Source organism: Paenibacillus tyrphae, assembly GCF_000722545.1.
GTDB lineage: Bacteria > Bacillota > Bacilli > Paenibacillales > NBRC-103111 > Paenibacillus_G > Paenibacillus_G tyrfis.
In genome coordinates, this window is record NZ_JNVM01000031.1 from 98,218 (window position 1) to 114,110 (window position 15,893).

At 49.5% G+C, this 15,893-nt stretch carries 23 protein-coding genes and 1 pseudogene; all 24 read left to right on the forward strand.

Translation table 11 applies throughout. The features are described 5' to 3' along the window. Positions 1-22 precede the first annotated feature (22 nt). Positions 23-538 (forward strand): hypothetical protein, encoded by a 516-nt coding sequence (locus ET33_RS28760; protein ID WP_036690173.1) that lies wholly within the window; start codon positions 23-25, stop codon positions 536-538. An 89-nt stretch (positions 539-627) separates the two neighbouring features. After that, entirely contained in the window at positions 628-795 is a 168-nt protein-coding gene (locus tag ET33_RS39045) for a hypothetical protein (protein WP_161783574.1), read from the forward strand. Positions 796-889: 94 nt separating this feature from the next. Next, on the forward strand, positions 890-1,165 hold the full coding sequence (locus ET33_RS28765) for a hypothetical protein (RefSeq protein WP_036690175.1): 276 nt from the start codon (positions 890-892) through the stop codon (positions 1,163-1,165). Between the two features lie 13 nt (positions 1,166-1,178). After that, on the forward strand, positions 1,179-1,343 hold the full coding sequence (locus ET33_RS39050; protein WP_161783575.1) for a hypothetical protein: 165 nt from the start codon (positions 1,179-1,181) through the stop codon (positions 1,341-1,343). Between the two features lie 112 nt (positions 1,344-1,455). After that, positions 1,456-1,815, forward strand: a complete 360-nt coding sequence (locus ET33_RS28770) for a hypothetical protein (protein ID WP_235206847.1) — start codon at positions 1,456-1,458, stop codon at positions 1,813-1,815. A gap of 572 nt (positions 1,816-2,387) precedes the next feature. Next, the gene (locus ET33_RS28775) at positions 2,388-2,930 is read left to right on the forward strand and encodes a site-specific integrase (protein WP_036690180.1); all 543 of its coding nucleotides are present in this window, start codon (positions 2,388-2,390) and stop codon (positions 2,928-2,930) included. 179 nt (positions 2,931-3,109) lie between these two features. Continuing rightward, positions 3,110-3,466 carry an HNH endonuclease gene (locus ET33_RS28780; protein WP_036690183.1) on the forward strand — a complete coding sequence of 119 codons (357 nt, stop codon included), beginning with the start codon at positions 3,110-3,112 and terminating at the stop codon, positions 3,464-3,466. A 370-nt stretch (positions 3,467-3,836) separates the two neighbouring features. Beyond that, a complete protein-coding gene (locus tag ET33_RS28790; protein WP_036690189.1) occupies positions 3,837-4,331 on the forward strand; it encodes a phage terminase small subunit P27 family in 495 nt (164 codons plus the stop codon). A 70-nt stretch (positions 4,332-4,401) separates the two neighbouring features. Beyond that, a complete protein-coding gene (locus tag ET33_RS28795; RefSeq protein ID WP_235206843.1) occupies positions 4,402-6,099 on the forward strand; it encodes a terminase large subunit in 1,698 nt (565 codons plus the stop codon). A gap of 27 nt (positions 6,100-6,126) precedes the next feature. After that, positions 6,127-7,452: a phage portal protein gene (locus ET33_RS28800; RefSeq protein ID WP_051775764.1), complete on the forward strand. Its 1,326-nt coding sequence runs from the start codon at positions 6,127-6,129 to the stop codon at positions 7,450-7,452. Further along, positions 7,367-7,990 (forward strand): HK97 family phage prohead protease, encoded by a 624-nt coding sequence (locus ET33_RS28805; protein ID WP_051775765.1) that lies wholly within the window; start codon positions 7,367-7,369, stop codon positions 7,988-7,990. Before ET33_RS28800 ends, ET33_RS28805 begins: the two co-directional genes overlap by 86 nt. A gap of 15 nt (positions 7,991-8,005) precedes the next feature. Next, positions 8,006-9,232 (forward strand): phage major capsid protein, encoded by a 1,227-nt coding sequence (locus ET33_RS28810; RefSeq protein WP_036690193.1) that lies wholly within the window; start codon positions 8,006-8,008, stop codon positions 9,230-9,232. 44 nt (positions 9,233-9,276) lie between these two features. Then, positions 9,277-9,459: a hypothetical protein gene (locus tag ET33_RS28815; protein WP_036690195.1), complete on the forward strand. Its 183-nt coding sequence runs from the start codon at positions 9,277-9,279 to the stop codon at positions 9,457-9,459. A 2-nt stretch (positions 9,460-9,461) separates the two neighbouring features. After that, positions 9,462-9,734 (forward strand): annotated as a pseudogene (locus ET33_RS40325) (phage head-tail connector protein); the annotation flags it as partial. Between the two features lie 69 nt (positions 9,735-9,803). Further along, entirely contained in the window at positions 9,804-10,016 is a 213-nt protein-coding gene (locus ET33_RS39985; protein WP_235206850.1) for a head-tail connector protein, read from the forward strand. Then, positions 10,013-10,495, forward strand: a complete 483-nt coding sequence (locus tag ET33_RS28825) for a phage virion morphogenesis protein (RefSeq protein WP_036690201.1) — start codon at positions 10,013-10,015, stop codon at positions 10,493-10,495. Before ET33_RS39985 ends, ET33_RS28825 begins: the two co-directional genes overlap by 4 nt. Beyond that, a complete protein-coding gene (locus ET33_RS28830) occupies positions 10,492-10,839 on the forward strand; it encodes a hypothetical protein (protein WP_036690205.1) in 348 nt (115 codons plus the stop codon). Before ET33_RS28825 ends, ET33_RS28830 begins: the two co-directional genes overlap by 4 nt. After that, the gene (locus ET33_RS28835; RefSeq protein WP_036690208.1) at positions 10,826-11,323 is read left to right on the forward strand and encodes a phage neck terminator protein; all 498 of its coding nucleotides are present in this window, start codon (positions 10,826-10,828) and stop codon (positions 11,321-11,323) included. The genes ET33_RS28830 and ET33_RS28835 overlap by 14 nt, the downstream gene beginning before the upstream one ends. Continuing rightward, the gene (locus ET33_RS28840) at positions 11,320-12,321 is read left to right on the forward strand and encodes a DUF3383 family protein (protein ID WP_036690210.1); all 1,002 of its coding nucleotides are present in this window, start codon (positions 11,320-11,322) and stop codon (positions 12,319-12,321) included. The genes ET33_RS28835 and ET33_RS28840 overlap by 4 nt, the downstream gene beginning before the upstream one ends. Positions 12,322-12,334: 13 nt before the next feature. After that, a complete protein-coding gene (locus tag ET33_RS28845) occupies positions 12,335-12,727 on the forward strand; it encodes a phage structural protein (protein ID WP_051775767.1) in 393 nt (130 codons plus the stop codon). Between the two features lie 23 nt (positions 12,728-12,750). Beyond that, on the forward strand, positions 12,751-13,041 hold the full coding sequence (locus tag ET33_RS28850) for a hypothetical protein (RefSeq protein ID WP_036690214.1): 291 nt from the start codon (positions 12,751-12,753) through the stop codon (positions 13,039-13,041). Then, the gene (locus tag ET33_RS39380) at positions 13,016-13,201 is read left to right on the forward strand and encodes a hypothetical protein (protein ID WP_036690216.1); all 186 of its coding nucleotides are present in this window, start codon (positions 13,016-13,018) and stop codon (positions 13,199-13,201) included. Before ET33_RS28850 ends, ET33_RS39380 begins: the two co-directional genes overlap by 26 nt. Positions 13,202-13,244: 43 nt before the next feature. Next, entirely contained in the window at positions 13,245-15,407 is a 2,163-nt protein-coding gene (locus ET33_RS36750) for a phage tail tape measure protein (RefSeq protein WP_051775769.1), read from the forward strand. Further along, complete coding sequence (locus ET33_RS28865) at positions 15,394-15,891, forward strand: phage baseplate protein (protein WP_036690218.1); 498 nt, start codon at positions 15,394-15,396, stop codon at positions 15,889-15,891. The genes ET33_RS36750 and ET33_RS28865 overlap by 14 nt, the downstream gene beginning before the upstream one ends. The last annotated feature ends 2 nt before the right edge of the window (positions 15,892-15,893 follow it).

A 15,893-nucleotide genomic window follows, 5' to 3' on the forward strand; every position in this document is an offset into this window, starting at 1 on the left:
ACGGAAGGGTGAGGCGAATTCTATGCAAGCAGCTGTAACGGAAGATTCAAAAGAAATATTTGTAGAGGCGATGGAAGAACAAGAGGAGTTGCCTACAGCAAAAAAATTCAAATGGAAGGACCGCATTGGCTTAGTTGATGTATTAGCTCAAGAATGTGCTGATAGCGGTAGAAAGTTTGAAACTGTATTCAATTCGATTAGGATCTCCCAATTTGCTTATTATGCGTCCAAGATGCCAGTTAAGCAAAAATCCAAGCTAAAAAAAGAAGTGCAGGAAAAAGTAAAAGAAATTCTTTATGTTCGTGAATCGGCAGATGTGGGGGATGTCGTCCGCGTCCCTAAATACAAGGATAATCCTCTTCTTGGTGGATATATCCGCGACGGTCACAAATTAGTAGAGGCTGTCATTACAAAGAAAGAGATCATAGCATCGAGTTATCGCTATACAGTAAAGCGGATTTCTGACGGACAAGTTCAGAAAGGCAACGGGCACATGATAAAGTCCATTGTCTCAAGAGCTGCTGACGGACAGGTCTAAATGCGGAAATACATGATCTTTGAAAATTGAATAGTGTGGCATTTTATTGTACGATTTTCATAATTAATGAATAGGGAGCGTGTGAAAAAATGAAAATTGATGTCTATGAAAATGGTAGCAAAAGCAAACTTATAGCTGTACTTGTAGAGGATAACGGAAACGAACGTGAGTTAGTTAGAACCGAAAAAGGCAGGGATGATTTACTGAACCAAATCGACGAAATGAACTTGTCTCATCTGACAGTAGAATTCAAATAGGAAACAAAATGCCGCACTGTTCAATAGACAGCCTGCGGCATTTTTATTTTCCGAAGGTCTGAATATTGAAGAACATGAAGGGAGGAAGCACTGTATGAAAATAACCATAAGCAAGCCGGTTGCTGATGCCATCGAAAAAGCTTTGGGTCACGCTTACTTTCGAGGGGACAAAGAAAAATTCTTAGCCCAACACGCTTCGACGCTCCTTGACCCGTGGGGTCCTTCACTTTCGGCACTGAACGGCCTACCTTATGAAGATCTGGAGCGTGCTTTGAATGAAGGTTACGAACTAGATTACTCTTCTATGACAGTAGACGAAATTTGGGAAATACTCGGACGAGAAGGTTTTCAATTACATTCAAACGAATAGGGCGGTGTTTACTTTGGAGAAAAAAACAGTCGGTAAATGGAAGCAGGAACTTATCTTTATCAAACGTGATGCCAACGGGGTTATCGTCGGGATGTCGGAGCAGACTCCGGAAGATTACGTCGATCCAGTTGACGAGGAAATTACGAATGATACCAGATTCAGGGTCATCGGCGATTAAAATAAAATAGAAATTCCCCAGCGGCATCTTTGGTCGGAGGCGCTGGGGAATGTATGTTCTCTCACCCACATTATAACATAAAGGACGGGTGAGGAGAATGTCTGTTTTGTGCATGGAAGAATTATTTCCTGAGGCGTCGCCAGTAGAAATAAAGCGTACTAAAGCGTATCTGGAGCAATACAAGGAGAAGAAACAGAAGGTTGCCTTCTTTGAAAGAAATCCGCCGGAGACAGATAAACAAAAGAGCCGTCAAGCGGTATTGATTAAGTTTACAAGTCTTGTTGAAAGGGCAGTTGGCGAGATCCTTCAAAGTGATGTTAAAGCAGTTATTGAATATCGCTTTATCAAGGGTAATTCCCGAGCGGCGACTATAATTAAATTTAGCGGATGGGATTATTGCGATAAAACCATTGACCGTAAAATAACGGAAGGGATTACGTCCGTCGCAAATACATTACTTTATTTGGAGTAAAAAAATGTCCATTTCATGTCTAAAGCCTGTCCACAAAGTGTCCAAGGATACGGGGTACAGTAGAACCAGAGAGCCAAGCAGAAGAGGCTCCGGGTAATGTCTACTGTACCTTTATCACTGTAGGCACTCGGCCATGCTGTGGGTGTAGTCACCTTAGACGCTAGTCGTCAAGGGTGTGGTGAGAGGCGGGGTTAGATGCCCCTAAATTTTCGTTCTTTGCACAGCTGTCCGGCCAGGTGTCGGCCAGCTCGGAAAGAATGAAGATGGCAACGTGTAGAGAGTCGCCTTCGGCGGCTCTTTTTGCGCAGGGAAAAACACGCCAGGGGAGGGCAATGCGTGAAGAAAAAGAGGACAAAGGGGCCACCCATCGTGGTACAACCCCAGAAATGCAGAGGTTGCATTTGGGGACGCTGGGCAGATACCAAGCAATTTTGCAGCCTGCCTCACTGCCGGAAGGAGCGTCGAGATGAGCAATAATTTATTTGCGGGTGCCCTGATCGGCGGAGCACTCAGTTTGGTCTTATGGATCGCTGGTATTGGTTTGCTGCAGCGATTGATGGGATGGTGACGCCATGCAATTCGTTCAGCCGATTCGTGATCCTGAGATTCTGGCGGATATCAAGTATCATTTGAAAGATACGAATTATCGCAATTACATCATGGTCATGATTGGCATAAACACCGGCCTGAGAATATCAGATATATTGAAGCTCCGAGTCAGGGATGTCGTTGGAACCCATATTGTAATTAAGGAACTCAAAACCGGGAAGACAAAGCGCATTTTAATAACTGGTGACCTCAAACGTGAACTTCAGGAGCATATTCGTGACAAACCAGGTATTGAATTTCTCATCAAAAGCAGGGAAGGGCATAACCGAGCAATTACTCCAAGCATGGCTTACAAGATTATGCGTTCTATTGCTGAAGAGTTTGCTTTAAAAGAAATTGGTTGCCACAGCCTCAGGAAAACGTTTGGCTACTTCTTCTACAAACAGTATAACGACATCGCGTTGTTAATGAGGCTGTTCAACCATTCGTCAGAGAAGGTGACTTTGCGTTATATCGGGGTCGAACAAGACACGATGGACGTTCACCTAAAACGATTCAAAGTGTGATCAATTCATTATATTGAGCATACCGGGAATTGGTTTGATACCAGGGACCCGGAATGCCTGTATGACGCGCTTTTCCACGCTTTCCTTGAGTTACATTCCCCTATACATAAAGGTAACTCAGGGGCTGTCTGGAGGGCTTTGGAGATGAGTTAAAAAGGCTATATTTGGAGGGGTGAATCATGCCATCGGTTGCCAAGAAACCATGTAGTAGACCTGGTTGTAGCAACCTGACAAGAGAGCGATACTGCCCCGATCATGCACAGCTGACACAGCAGAAGGACCGGGAACGAGGCACGGCAGCGCAGCGAGGATATGATAGCAAATGGAGAACGGCGCGAGCTGGCTATCTGGCTAAGCATCCTCTATGCGTAGAGTGTCAGCGAGTGGGTGTTATCAAAGCGGCCATGGTTGTTGACCATATCAAGCCGCACAAGGGAGATAAGGCGCTGTTCTGGGACCGCGGTAATTGGCAGCCGCTCTGCAAACATCATCATGATGTTAAGACTGTAAGGGAAGACGGCGGCTTCGGTAGATGATCGAATAATCACAAGCGTTTGGGATTTTCCATGCAGAGGAGATTTTGGTGATGGATAGACCAGCGATACCAGCTCCACCTAAGGACTGGAAACCAGAAGCAAAGAAATGTAACCATGACTTTGTATTCCTTTATTCTGACTTCAGCAGAGAAGCAGGGACGTATAACGACAGCTACGAGCAGCGCGACACATTCTTTTGTCGATACTGTTTGGAGTACAAGACGGTCATTGCCCGTCAAGAGAACAGTCGTACTCGACCGCCTTGGTACAGGGGGTAGGGGGCAAAATCTCTGCGGACCTTTGCCCAATAGACCGCGTGCCCCTCTAACGTGAAAAAAAGTCCCCGAGGAAGGTTTTAGAGGGAAGGAGGATGAAAACAGTGAACGAGGTCATTCAGTTTGACCATATGCGGGTTGGAAAAAAAGGCGGCGGTAAGCATTGGACTCAAAAAGAAGTTGAAAGCCGGGAAGCAGCTGCTAAGAAATTCGATCGAAAAAAGAAGAAAAAATTAAAAATTCCGGAATGGTTGTCTGATGATGCTCGAAAAGTCTGGCGAAAGACGATCAGAGACATGGAAGAGTTCGATGTCCTGGATAAAGTGGACGAGGATGTGCTTGGTGCATACTGCGATGCTGTTGCCAAGTATCAGCATGCCAATGACCTCATTGATGAGCATGGGTATACGGAGGTCAATGCTCAGGGTAACAAGGTCGTAAGCGCTCATGTCAAACTGGCTCAGAGTTATAGTCGGATGATCCTTGCCTATTCCAATAAGCTCGGTCTTAACGCTGACTCTCGGGCACGTCTGGCGAAGAAGATAGCCGATAACGATCAAGGTGATTCGAATGACGACCTCTTTGACTGATTGGGGGGACGTTCATCCAACACACCGATATGCCGCCGAGGTCGCGACTGGCATGCGAGAGTGCTGCGAAATGGAGATCCGGGCATGCAAACGCCATCTGGACGACCTCAAGCGGCAAGCGACGGAGGACTTCCCCTATGTTTTCGATGAGTCGCGGGCTGATCGGGTTTTCGACTGGTTCGAAAAGTGCTGCCGGCATGTGCGGGGAGTATTCAGCGGCCAGCTCATAGAGTTGCTGCCCTGGCAAAAATTTGACTTGGGCTGCGTGTATGGCTGGGTCCACATGGAGACGGGACAGCGCCGCTTCAGAAAAGCGTTCCATCTGCGAGCGCGCGGGAACGTTAAGTCGACAGAGATGTCCGGGCTTGCGCTTTATGGTATGTGTGCGGATGCGATCTATCCGCCTGGCGACCCGAGCAAGCGTCAATTCGAACACAGCCCCGAGGTGGATTGCGCAGCGGTTGACAAAGGTCAGGCTAAACGGGTGTGGGGTGACGCGCGGGAAATGGGGTTGAAAAGCCCGGAAATATCCAAGCGTCTGCGGATCAAGAGAGGGTACATCGAGCACGAGACGCGCGGCGGACTCCTCAAGCCTTTGTCCAAGGACACAAAAAACAAGGACTCTGGCGCGCCGTGTCTGGTCGTCATCGACGAGTACCACGCACATCCGACTTCGGAGATCTTGGACGTATCTTATTCGGGTTTCGGGAAACGACTCCAATCCCTCATGCAGATCATCAGCACGGCCGGCAAAGATGCCGAGAATAGCCCGTGCAAGAAGGAATATGATATCCTTCGCAAGATGATGCGCGGCGAAACGCCGATGCAGGACACGTATTTTGTCATGATACGCGAGCTTGATGATGGTGACGATCCTCATGACGAGTCGCTGTGGCCGAAGCCCAATCCCGTTCTGCAGGAGGACAATGCGTATTCGGAGGAGCTGCGAAAGCAGATTCGAACGGAACATGACGAGGCCTATAGCAGCGGCGACCCGGATAAGATTCGGGAATGGTTGATCAAGCGAGTCAACCGCTGGCAGGCTGACAGCGAGAATAAATTCATGGCAGGCATCATGGACAAATGGAAAGCCCTTGCGGTTTCGCGGGAGGCTTTTTTAGCGCTTGTGCGTGGTCTTGATGTTTGGTGTGGTCTTGACTTGTCCAAACGGATTGACCTTACGGGAGACGGATTTGTTTTCAAGCTTCCAGACGGCAGATATGCCGTAACCGCTCACGGTTTCATGCCGGAGGAAACGGCCAAGAAGCATGAACATACCGACCGCGTACCTTACCGATCCTGGGCAGCAGATGGCTGGTGTACGCTCACGGAGGGTGCCGTCACGGACTACCGATTCATCAAGACTCACATTCACGATCAAGAGATTTCCGAGAAATGGAAGATTGTCGAGATCGACTATGATCCTTATAACGCTACTCACTTTGCGCAAGAACTGGAGGCCGAGGGTTATCAGCTGGTCGAGATCAGGCAAGGGGTACAGACGCTCTCGGAGCCAACGAAATTCTTCCGTGAACTGGTTTTGACAGGGAATATCGTCCATGACGGTAGTCCTTTGCTGACCTGGTGCTTATCCAATGCTGTTGAGCTCATCGATAACAACGGCAATATCAAACTCAGCAAGAAACATAAGGATGACAGTCAGCGTATTGATTTGATTGCAGCGATCATAAACGCGTTGGCCCGGGCCATGCTTGATACCGGACCGAAAAAGTCCAGGTATGAAACCGAGGATGTCAGAGCGATTTAGGGGGTGACTAAACTGAGGATACCATTATTGAGCAAGTGGCTGGATAAACGATCGGCAGTAAGCGAGTCGAGCACGCTGGATAATCCTTCTCGCGGCGTGTATGAAGCATTTGGCGTTCCCTTCGGGCGCGGCATCGTCGTGACGCCGGGAACGGCGATGAGGTCTACGGCCGTCTTGGGATGCGTCCGCATCTTGGCGGAAAGTATCGCCTCTCTTCCGCTGCCGGTTTATCGCCGTCTCAAGCCGAGGGGGAAAGAACGTACCAACCACCCGGTTGGGCCGTTGCTGCAGCTCCAGCCCAACCCACGCATGACGGCGTTCACATTCAGGGAAACGCTGATGGCTCATATTTTGCTGTGGGGGAACGCCTATGCGGAGATCGAACACAACGAACGGGGCGACATCGTAGCCCTCTGGCCGATACCCCCGTACCGTGTCGAGCATATGGAAACGGCAAAAGGAGATCCATTTTACCGAGTGAGCACCAAGGATGGACAACAACACAATGTACCCTTCTATGCCATGCTGCACATACCTGGTCTGAGCTTTGATGGACGCAAGGGCATATCCGTCATAGCTTGGGCACGCCAGGCTATCGAGCTTGCCCAAGCTACCGAGCAGTTCGGAGCGGAGTTTTTCGCCAATGGGACCAATGTGGGAGCTGTGGCCACACATCCTGCATCGTTGAGTGAGGAAGCGTTCAAACGGCTGCAAAACTCGCTGAGAGAAAAATATGAGGGGTTAGGAAAATCTCATCGGCTCATGCTTCTGGAAGAGGGGATGACGTTTACCAAGAACACCATACCACCGAACGACGCGCAATTCCTGGAGACCCGTAAATTCCAGGTCAGCGAGATCGCGCGCATCTTCCGGGTGCCGCCTCACATGCTGGCCGATTTGGAGCGGGCCACGTTCAGTAACATCGAGCAGCAGGGCATCGACTTTGTCACCCATACGCTTCGGCCATGGGCTATTCGTATTGAGCAGGCAATCAATATTCGCCTCTTCGATTCGAACGAGCAGAAAAGGCTATTCGTGGAGCACCTGATGGAGGGCTTGCTGCGAGGGGACTCCCAAGCGAGATCCGCCTTCTACAAAGAGATGTTCAATATCGGGGTGTACTCCCAGAATGACATTCGCGAAAAGGAGAACGACAACCCTATACCGGGCGGTGACCGTTACTACGTACCGCTGAACATGATCCCGGTTGATATGCTGGACCAGTATTACGAAGGAAAATTGAATCCGAAGGGAGGTGATAACCACAATGAAAACGGAGAACAAGGAGCAACGGGAGATCCTGTTGCCGGAGAGCAAGTTGGAGATCCGGAAAGCGGAGGGGGAACCAGCTAAGATTATCGGCTACGCCGTCCGGTGGGATCAGTTATCACGTCCGATTTGGGGCATGTTTCAGGAAAAATTTGCTCGGGGAGCATTCACCAAGACGCTGCAAAATCCAGATGTTTACGCTTCTTGGCAGCATGATAGCAGTGAAATTCTTGGGAGAACCCCGAACACACTCCAGCTGTTTGAGGATGAAGTCGGATTGCGGTACGAGATCACGCCGCCAAACTGGGCAGCTAAACATGTGGAGACGATCGATCGCGGCGACGTGCGGGGATCGTCTTTTATTTTCCGCGCAGTCGTGGAGGAGTGGGACGAGTCGGACCCAGAAATGCCGATCCGCAGCGTGAAAGAAGCAGACCTGTTCGAAGTCAGTCCAGTGACCACACCAGCCTATCCACAATCCAGTGTAGGAGTTCGGTCCGCTCAGGAAACTTTCCAAGGAAGACCACAGTCCATGCAAGCAGCTGAGGCGGAGAGAGTCGCAGAAGAAGCCCGCAACCTGCGGGATCTTGATTTGAAGCTTAAAAAAATCCGAACCATGTAAAAGGAGACCGTTCCTATGAACCTCGTAGAATTGAGAAAGAAGCTTGCACAACTGAAAGACCAAATGCGCACCTTGGTCGAACTGGCCCAAGGGGAGAAGCGCGGCATGACCGCGGATGAGGATACGAAATTCACGGAGCTGGAAGGACAGGCGGAGGCGCTGGCTGGACAAATTAAAGTCGAGGAGCGGGCAGAGCAGCTTGCCATGTCAGGTGCTGGTACGAAGCGTACACCGGAAGATCCTCAGCATGAAACAGAGTTTCGCAACCTGGGGGATTTCGTAAACACGGTTCGCTTCAATCCATATGATGCTCGTCTTTCTGAATATCGGGAAATGGCGATGGGAACGAAGACATCAGGCGGCGTGTTTGTGCCCCCGCAGTTCTCGTCCAAGTTATTTGAAATTACCCCGCAGGATGCATTGGTTCGCCCTCGTGCTATTGTCGTGCCTGTGGATGAAGCATCGCCAGATGCCAGCATGACATTTCCGGCGCTGGATCAAGGAGCGGGCAGTAACATGTACGGTGGCGTTGAGGTCAACTGGATCGGAGAGGGGGATGAGAAGCCCGAAACGAACGCGAAGTTCAAGGACTTATCGCTCACGCCCTTTGAGGTTGCAGGTCATATCGTTGTCACGGACAAGTTGATCCGGAATGCTCCGGCAATCAATACTATCGTGAATCGACTGTTTCGCGGTGCGATTGCAGCGGCAGAAGACGACGCTTTCCTGTATGGCAATGGCACGGCCAAACCATTCGGAGCGATTAACTCGGCTGCTGCCGTCGCGGTTCCACGCCAGACGGCCAACTTAATCAAATACCAGGATATCGTCAATATGATCGCAAAAGCGAAACTCGGTGGCGCGTTGGTATGGTCTGCTTCCCAATCCATCCTCCCGCAACTTCTGACGATGAAGGACGAAGCTGGACATCTTATCTTCCAGCCAAACATCGCAGACAAAATGACTGGTGTCTTGTTGGGATATCCGATTCGCTTTCAGGAGAACGCCCCTATCCTCGGCGCTGTTGGCGATCTCGTTCTCGTCGATTTGCAATATTACATCATCAAGGATGGAGCGGGTATCTTCATTTCGGCTTCCGAGCACCCGCTGTTCAAGCAAAACAAAACGATCATCAAGGCGTTTTGGAACGTTGACGGGAAACCGTGGGTGACGGCGCCATTTACGCTGAAAAACGGGTACACCGTTTCGCCATTCATCAAATTGGGCTTGCCAACAACTTAAAAAGCGGGGCATTTTGCCCCCCTGAAAGGAAAAGGTGAATCAACATGTCTAAGAAGCATTATCACGTAACCAATGATTTTGTAGATCGCGAGTCAGGAGATACCATTATCACGGGCTCGATCTTTGAAGCGGACACCGATCGGGAGCAGGCTCTGCGCGCTGCTGATGTGATTGGTAAAGAGGCGACAGAGGAAGAAATTGCCGCTTCTAAGAACGCCGAGGAGTAGTCATGCTGACGACCCTGCAGCGGTATAAACGATTTTCCGGCATACCGGAAGACGATACTAGCCAGGATGCGATGCTGGAGCTGTTGATCTCCGCAGCGTCCAGCGCGATCGAGGCGCGATGCCGGCGGAGTTTCGGCATGGCTACCTGGACGGAAGTGGTGGACGGTGCGAGTGGGTCGTATCTGCCTCTCACTAACTACCCGATCCACGCCGTCCATGCAGTCAGCTCGTCTGGGCAAGAAATAGAGGGCTACCAAATCGACAGTCAACGCGGCATGTTGTACCGGTCCGCTGGGTGGCCATGCGGGCCGCGAGCTGTCAGCGCGACCTACATCGCTGGATACGTGCTGCCACACGATGACCCGCAAGCCCCGGCCAGCACATTGCCGACATCCCTGGAGCATGCTTGTGTCCTGCTTGCTCCTCATCTGCAGCGCACGGCCGGGGTAACGGCGGAGCGGGTGGGAGACATCTCCGTGACATACGAGTCAGGCGACGGCGGCGGGTTCCCATCAGCGGTGCTTGCCCTGATTCGACCCTATGAGAGACCGCTATGAGCAAGGCCAAACGCACTCGCACAAGGCGGGCTAACATCGAAATAGACGAGACGACCTACCTGCCGGATATCTTGAAGAAGCTCAAGCGCTTGACGGCCAGTGAGACACACATCGGGGCGTCGGGAAATGCAGAGCTCGCTATGATCGCTGGCATCCATGAATATGGCTCCCAAAAGGCCGGCATACCGCCTCGGAGCTTCATCCGTTCCGGTCGAAACAAGGCTGCTGCTGCGGTATCCAAACTTGCTCGGACCGGACTCACGGCTGTTGTCGAAGGAAACAAGCAGCCCGAGCAGCTGCTGGGGGAACTCGGCGAGCTGGCGAAGGCAAGGGTGCTGAAAAACTTTGATAAACTGCGGACGCCGCCTTTGTCCCCGATCTATGCGAGGCGTAAGGGCAGCAACAAGCTGCTGATTGAGGAGCAGCAGTTGCGGGATTCAATCACTTACATCATCGTCCCGAGGAGGTCGAGCCGATGACACGATTCCGATTTGCCTCCACCTTGGCCCGTTACGCAACAGGTTATGCGGTGGTGCGGACCGGCTCAGGAAAATGGGACGAGGATGGCGTGTATCAACCGGCACAGCCGGAGCGGGTCCAGTATCGCGGGGTCATCCAGCCGATCGGGATCAAGCTGATGCAACTGGAGGGCGGTCGGTACACGATGGACGACCGGATTCTGTATACGATCGCGACGCACCAGGAAGGCGATAGGATCGAGTGTGCCGGCCATTATTATACGATCGATTCTGCGGAGCCGCGAGAGTACAGCGACGCCCAGAAATACACGATGAAGCGGGTGAGCACGCATGATTCCGTTTAAGGCAATTCGCAGTGCGCTGGTGCGCGGTATGGCTGGGTTTGTAGGCTGTAAGGTCATCGAAATGAATGTTGCGGGTGACATGCCCGAATATCCGTTTATAACCTACGAATTCCCAGACATCGGAGGATCGGGCGGACTGCCCGTGGTGGTCATTGAAGGCGACAAGAAAAAAACGATGGAGACGGTAAATATATCCGTCTCTTTTTTGTCTTATGCTAGTTCCAAATTCGAAAGTGTCGAGAATGCTTTAAAGGCCCGAGATTGGTTTCTAGCGGACGGCGTTACCCTCTTAATGGATACGGTCAACGTTGCCATTATCGAGGTTGGAGAGGTTCAAAATCGCGATGTCAAAGTTGGTTTAGAGTGGGAGCGAAGAAACGGTTTTGACGTAGAACTCCGAACCCTAAACACCATCAAAACGCCAAAAGGCACCGATACGGCCGAGTTCATTGAAACGGCCATTGTTAAGGAGATGAATACATGAAAGATGTCAACGTGGTTATTGATATTCAGAAACCTACGCCAAAAATCGGGTTTGGGAAACCTCTGATTCTAGGCTCTAGCACGACGGGGCATGAGTATAAAACCTATCTGGATATCGATGCGGTGAAGGCTGACTTTGCAACGAATACGGAGGTGTACAAAGCCGCTTTCGCACTCTTTAATCAGGGGGACCAGTCCCCGCGTGAAGTTGCGGTTATGTGTCGAAAGACCGCAGACCCTCCGGAAACGCTGACTGACGTGTTGGCAAAGGCTTTTACCAAGGATTGGTATTTTCTTGTCACCACAAGCGACACGCTGGCCGATGTTACGGCCATTGCTGATGCAGTAGAGCAGGACAATTCGAGGCAGTTCTTTTTTGTGACCTCAAAGAAAACGGATTTAACTGCAATCAAAGCCAAAAAATACACGCGGACAACCGCCGTTTATCATGCTGATACCTCAAGCTATCCAGAAGCGGCATGGATCGGTAGGGCTGGGTCGGCAGAAGTCGGTAGCGTCACATGGAAGTTTAAGACATTGACAGGTATTCAGGCAATGAACATTACAGCGACCGAATTAAACGAAGTCCATGAGCTTGGAGCGAATACCTACGTTACAAAAGCCGGGGACGATGTAACAAGCGAAGGAAAAGTTGTCAGCGGCGAATATATTGATATCGTTCACGCGAAGGATTATATCAAATTTTCAATTGAATATGCGGTGCAAAAACTACTTAATAGCTCGCCAAAGATCAGCTACGACGATACAGGCATTGCACAAATCGAATCCGCAGTTAAAACCGTGCTGCAGCGGGCCTTTAATCAAGGGATGATTGCACGTGATGCCGACGGTATTGGCATGTACGGAACCCGATTCAAAAACCGGGCCGAGGTGGACCCGGCTGACAGAACCGCACGCAAATATAGTGGAGGCGAATTTTGGTTTGATCTTGCTGGTGCGATTCATCAAACCACTATTCGCGGTTTGATTAAAGTGTAGAGGAGGAATTCTCTTGGCAAAAACCTATAGCGCGAAAGATGTCAGCGTTATCGTAGACGGGGTATACCTAACCGGCTTTGGTGAATCCATGGTTGAGGTCGAAAAGAGCGAATCGAATTTCGAGCCAAAAGTAGGAGCGCAGGGAGATGTGGTGCGGGCACAAGTCCATAACAACCTTGGGACTATCAAAGTCACCCTCCAGCAGCTCAGTCCGCAGATTTCGTATCTTGATCGCCTTGCAAACAGCGGCAAGCTCGTTCCTGTTTCAGTCATTTACTCGGGCACACCGAAAGAAACGTCTTCCGCGACCGAAGCATACGTAACAAAGCCAGCAGGAAGAAAATACAGCAAAGAAACAGAAGATCGGGAATATGAATTTCAATGCCTTGATTTGAAAATGGAATAATATTCATAAAGGAGTAATGTACAATGTTCAAACAAAAAGAATTCACTTCCGAAAGCGGTAAAAAATACGTTTTTCAATTCCCCGGCATCCGAGCTGTAACAAGAATCAAAGATCGGGTGAAAAATAAGTACGGAATCGCTCAGGACGAAAAAGCAGCCGACGAAATTCTTGCACATGTCATTGTTGAACCAAAAATGAAGATGGAAGACTTCGGGGATGATATCAACGAATTTAACGAGGTAATCGGGGCGGCAATCCGGTTTATGAATGGCCTAGAGGACGAAGAAGATGACGATCAGCAAGCAGGAAGCTAGGCGAAGAGCCGAAGAAAACTGGCCGATCTGGAGGCTTTTGCTCTCCGATATGAATATCACTTATGGCGACTTGGACCGGATGGATCAGGATGATATTGCGGAAGCAAATGCAGCTCTTGATATTCATTTAGAGAATTTGAATAAAACCTACAAGAAATAGCCCCCGCACCGGGGGCTTTGCTCTTTTCGAGGGGCGGTGAAGAATGGGTGTAATTGGTAACCTGATGTTTGCCGTTGGGTTCAAGGTAACGGACGGTGCTGTAAAGAAGGCCGAAAAAAGTCTCGATAACTTGAAGGGCGGCGCTTACCGGGCTGACAAATCTATCAGTAAACTAAGTTCCGGCTTTGGTACGTTGGCGACTGCTGGAGCTGCAGCTTTAGGCGGGTTGTCATTTGCTGCGCTTGGGCATAGTGCAATAAGCGCCGCACAAGATTTCGAAAATGCCACGTCGAAAATCAAAGGCGCAACGGGAGCAACCGGGGCACAGTTGGAAGAAATAAAAGGGATTGCCCAGAGCCTATACAACCAAAATTTTGGTGAAAACTGGGGCGATCTTGCAAAGTCATTATCTGTCGCTAGGCAAATTACCAAGCAGCAAGGGACAGAATTAGAGAAAACAACCAAAAATGCTTTGTTGCTGCGCGATACATTCGAATTCGATATCACTGAATCAATCAAAACGGCTGATACCATGATGAAGAACTTTGGAATCAGCAGCACAGAAGCATTTAATTTGCTGGCCCAAGGGACACAGAATGGGTTAGACAAGTCAGGTGAACTTCTTGATAGCGCAAACGAATATGCCCCACAGTTTAAAGCACTAGGATTTACGGCGAATGAGATGTTTGATATTTTTTCCGCCGGACTCGAAGCCGGTGCGTTCAACCTCGACAAAGTCGGGGATGCGCTGAAAGAATTCAATATCCGGGCAAAAGATGGTTCGAAGTCTTCGACAGAAGCCTTTCAAATGCTTGGGCTAGATGTAGAAGAAATGATGAAGACCTTTGCATCAGGTGGGCCGAAGGCAAGACAGGCATTTTCTCAAGTTATGCAGATGATAGCGGACATTGAAGACCCGGTACAACGGAACACGGTTGGTGTCGGATTGATGGGGACCCAGTTCGAAGACTTAGAAGCGACGGTAATTGCATCTATGGGGACGGCAACAAGTCAATTTGATATGACAAGAAATACCATGGATGAGTTGAATAAAACGAAGTTTGAGAACATGGGTCAAGCGCTTGAGTCTATAGGTCGTCAAATCGAAACAGGGTTGCTGATACCTTTCGGGCAGAAACTCTTGCCTTTGATGGGTTCAGTATCTACTGCTGTTGACTGGGCAATTAAAAATTTTGATGTGCTTAGTCCTATTCTTGCCTCGTTAGCTGTTGTGATTGGCGGCGTCTTGACATTTTCGTTATGGAACATGGCTGCAGCAGCTTGGGCAGCAACGGCACCACTTCTCCCATTTATCGCAATTGTACTGGGCATTGGAGCTGCCATTACTGGGGTTATTCTGATATTCAAAAACTGGGGTTCTATAAGCACTTGGTTAATCGAGAAATGGAACCAGTTTAAAGCATGGGTAATAAACATTTTTCAAGCAATAGGAAGCTTTTTTTCTGAATATTGGCCCTATGCATTGGCTTTGTTGACCGGCCCTTTAGCTCCTACCGTAATGCTTATCATTACGTATTGGGATGAAATAAAAACATTTACGATTAGTGTTTTTACAGCGGTCGCAAGCTTTTTCACGAACATTTGGAACAGCATCGTCACGGGGGTCACTAGCTCTGTAACGGGCATCTGGACAGAGATAACAAACATTTGGAACAATATCATGACCTTTTTTCAGGGAATCAACCTCTTTGACACAGGGAAAGACATCATTCAAGGGTTGATCAACGGCGTTATGGACATGCACCAAGCCGTTGTTGAAAAAGTAAAAGACATTGCCAGCGGGATAACTGACGGAGTCAAGGATTTTCTAGGAATTCATTCACCCTCACGTGTGATGATGGAGGTCGGTTATTTCGCCGGTGAAGGACTGGCCCAAGGGCTTGAGGGAACCGAGCAGCGCGTTTCCCAAACATCTACAAATCTGGCGCAAGAAATCACATCGCCGTACCTTAATCCGGGCAATGCTTTAGCTCCGGCTGCAGCTCCGGCAAGTGTAGGCGGTGGAGCAACGGATGGGGCTATGCGGATCGATGTCCATTTAACCGTAGATGTGAATGGTTCAACAAACGGAACTCCTATTGTAAACGAATCGGAAGAGCAGTTTAAACGAATCATGCAAGAAGCAATTGAAAGTGCGATGCGGCGCATGGGGCTTGCGGGAGGCGTTAACTATGGCAACGCTTGACGGTCGTTATATCTTGGTTGAAGTCGAAGATCCAAGTCATGAAGTTAATGTGACGGAGCAGCCTGTCGAGGACAATGTTAATCTGACGGATCATGTTCAACTCAAAGCAAGTTCCATGAGCATTAGCGGCTATATCATCGGTGATGATGCGGCCCAGATAAAACAATACTTAATCGACGCAATGAAGGCTGGGAGCATTGTTGAATACGATGGCCGAAATCTGTTCGTTGGGCTAATCACCAGTATTTCAACCAAGCATGACCACAGAGTCGCTAATGGATTTTCGTTTTCGATGACGCTAAAAGAAATTAGCATTGCAGAAGCATCATATGTCGAGACGCTTCCCCTGCCGATTAAGGCGCAAGTAGCCCCTGTAATCAGCTCCGGGCGAAAACAGACAAAAGGGAAAGGAAAGGGGAAGGGGAAGGAAAAAGAAGAGGTTCAGAAGGTAAAATTTAAGGCCGGAAGCCCGTGGGCGGAGTAGGT

Bases quoted from the DNA above. Each gene is read 5' to 3' on its own strand.
- ET33_RS28760 (WP_036690173.1), top strand. From the start codon at position 23: ATGCAAGCAGCTGTAACGGAAGATTCAAAAGAAATATTTGTAGAGGCG.
- ET33_RS39045 (WP_161783574.1), top strand. From the start codon at position 628: ATGAAAATTGATGTCTATGAAAATGGTAGCAAAAGCAAACTTATAGCT.
- ET33_RS28765 (WP_036690175.1), top strand. From the start codon at position 890: ATGAAAATAACCATAAGCAAGCCGGTTGCTGATGCCATCGAAAAAGCT.
- ET33_RS28770 (WP_235206847.1), top strand. From the start codon at position 1,456: ATGGAAGAATTATTTCCTGAGGCGTCGCCAGTAGAAATAAAGCGTACT.
- ET33_RS28775 (WP_036690180.1), top strand. From the start codon at position 2,388: ATGCAATTCGTTCAGCCGATTCGTGATCCTGAGATTCTGGCGGATATC.
- ET33_RS28780 (WP_036690183.1), top strand. From the start codon at position 3,110: ATGCCATCGGTTGCCAAGAAACCATGTAGTAGACCTGGTTGTAGCAAC.
- ET33_RS28790 (WP_036690189.1), top strand. From the start codon at position 3,837: ATGAAAACAGTGAACGAGGTCATTCAGTTTGACCATATGCGGGTTGGA.
- ET33_RS28795 (WP_235206843.1), top strand. From the start codon at position 4,402: ATGGAGATCCGGGCATGCAAACGCCATCTGGACGACCTCAAGCGGCAA.
- ET33_RS28805 (WP_051775765.1), top strand. From the start codon at position 7,367: ATGAAAACGGAGAACAAGGAGCAACGGGAGATCCTGTTGCCGGAGAGC.
- ET33_RS28810 (WP_036690193.1), top strand. From the start codon at position 8,006: ATGAACCTCGTAGAATTGAGAAAGAAGCTTGCACAACTGAAAGACCAA.
- ET33_RS28815 (WP_036690195.1), top strand. From the start codon at position 9,277: ATGTCTAAGAAGCATTATCACGTAACCAATGATTTTGTAGATCGCGAG.
- ET33_RS28825 (WP_036690201.1), top strand. From the start codon at position 10,013: ATGAGCAAGGCCAAACGCACTCGCACAAGGCGGGCTAACATCGAAATA.
- ET33_RS28830 (WP_036690205.1), top strand. From the start codon at position 10,492: ATGACACGATTCCGATTTGCCTCCACCTTGGCCCGTTACGCAACAGGT.
- ET33_RS28835 (WP_036690208.1), top strand. From the start codon at position 10,826: ATGATTCCGTTTAAGGCAATTCGCAGTGCGCTGGTGCGCGGTATGGCT.
- ET33_RS28840 (WP_036690210.1), top strand. From the start codon at position 11,320: ATGAAAGATGTCAACGTGGTTATTGATATTCAGAAACCTACGCCAAAA.
- ET33_RS28850 (WP_036690214.1), top strand. From the start codon at position 12,751: ATGTTCAAACAAAAAGAATTCACTTCCGAAAGCGGTAAAAAATACGTT.
- ET33_RS39380 (WP_036690216.1), top strand. From the start codon at position 13,016: ATGACGATCAGCAAGCAGGAAGCTAGGCGAAGAGCCGAAGAAAACTGG.
- ET33_RS36750 (WP_051775769.1), top strand. From the start codon at position 13,245: ATGGGTGTAATTGGTAACCTGATGTTTGCCGTTGGGTTCAAGGTAACG.
- ET33_RS28865 (WP_036690218.1), top strand. From the start codon at position 15,394: ATGGCAACGCTTGACGGTCGTTATATCTTGGTTGAAGTCGAAGATCCA.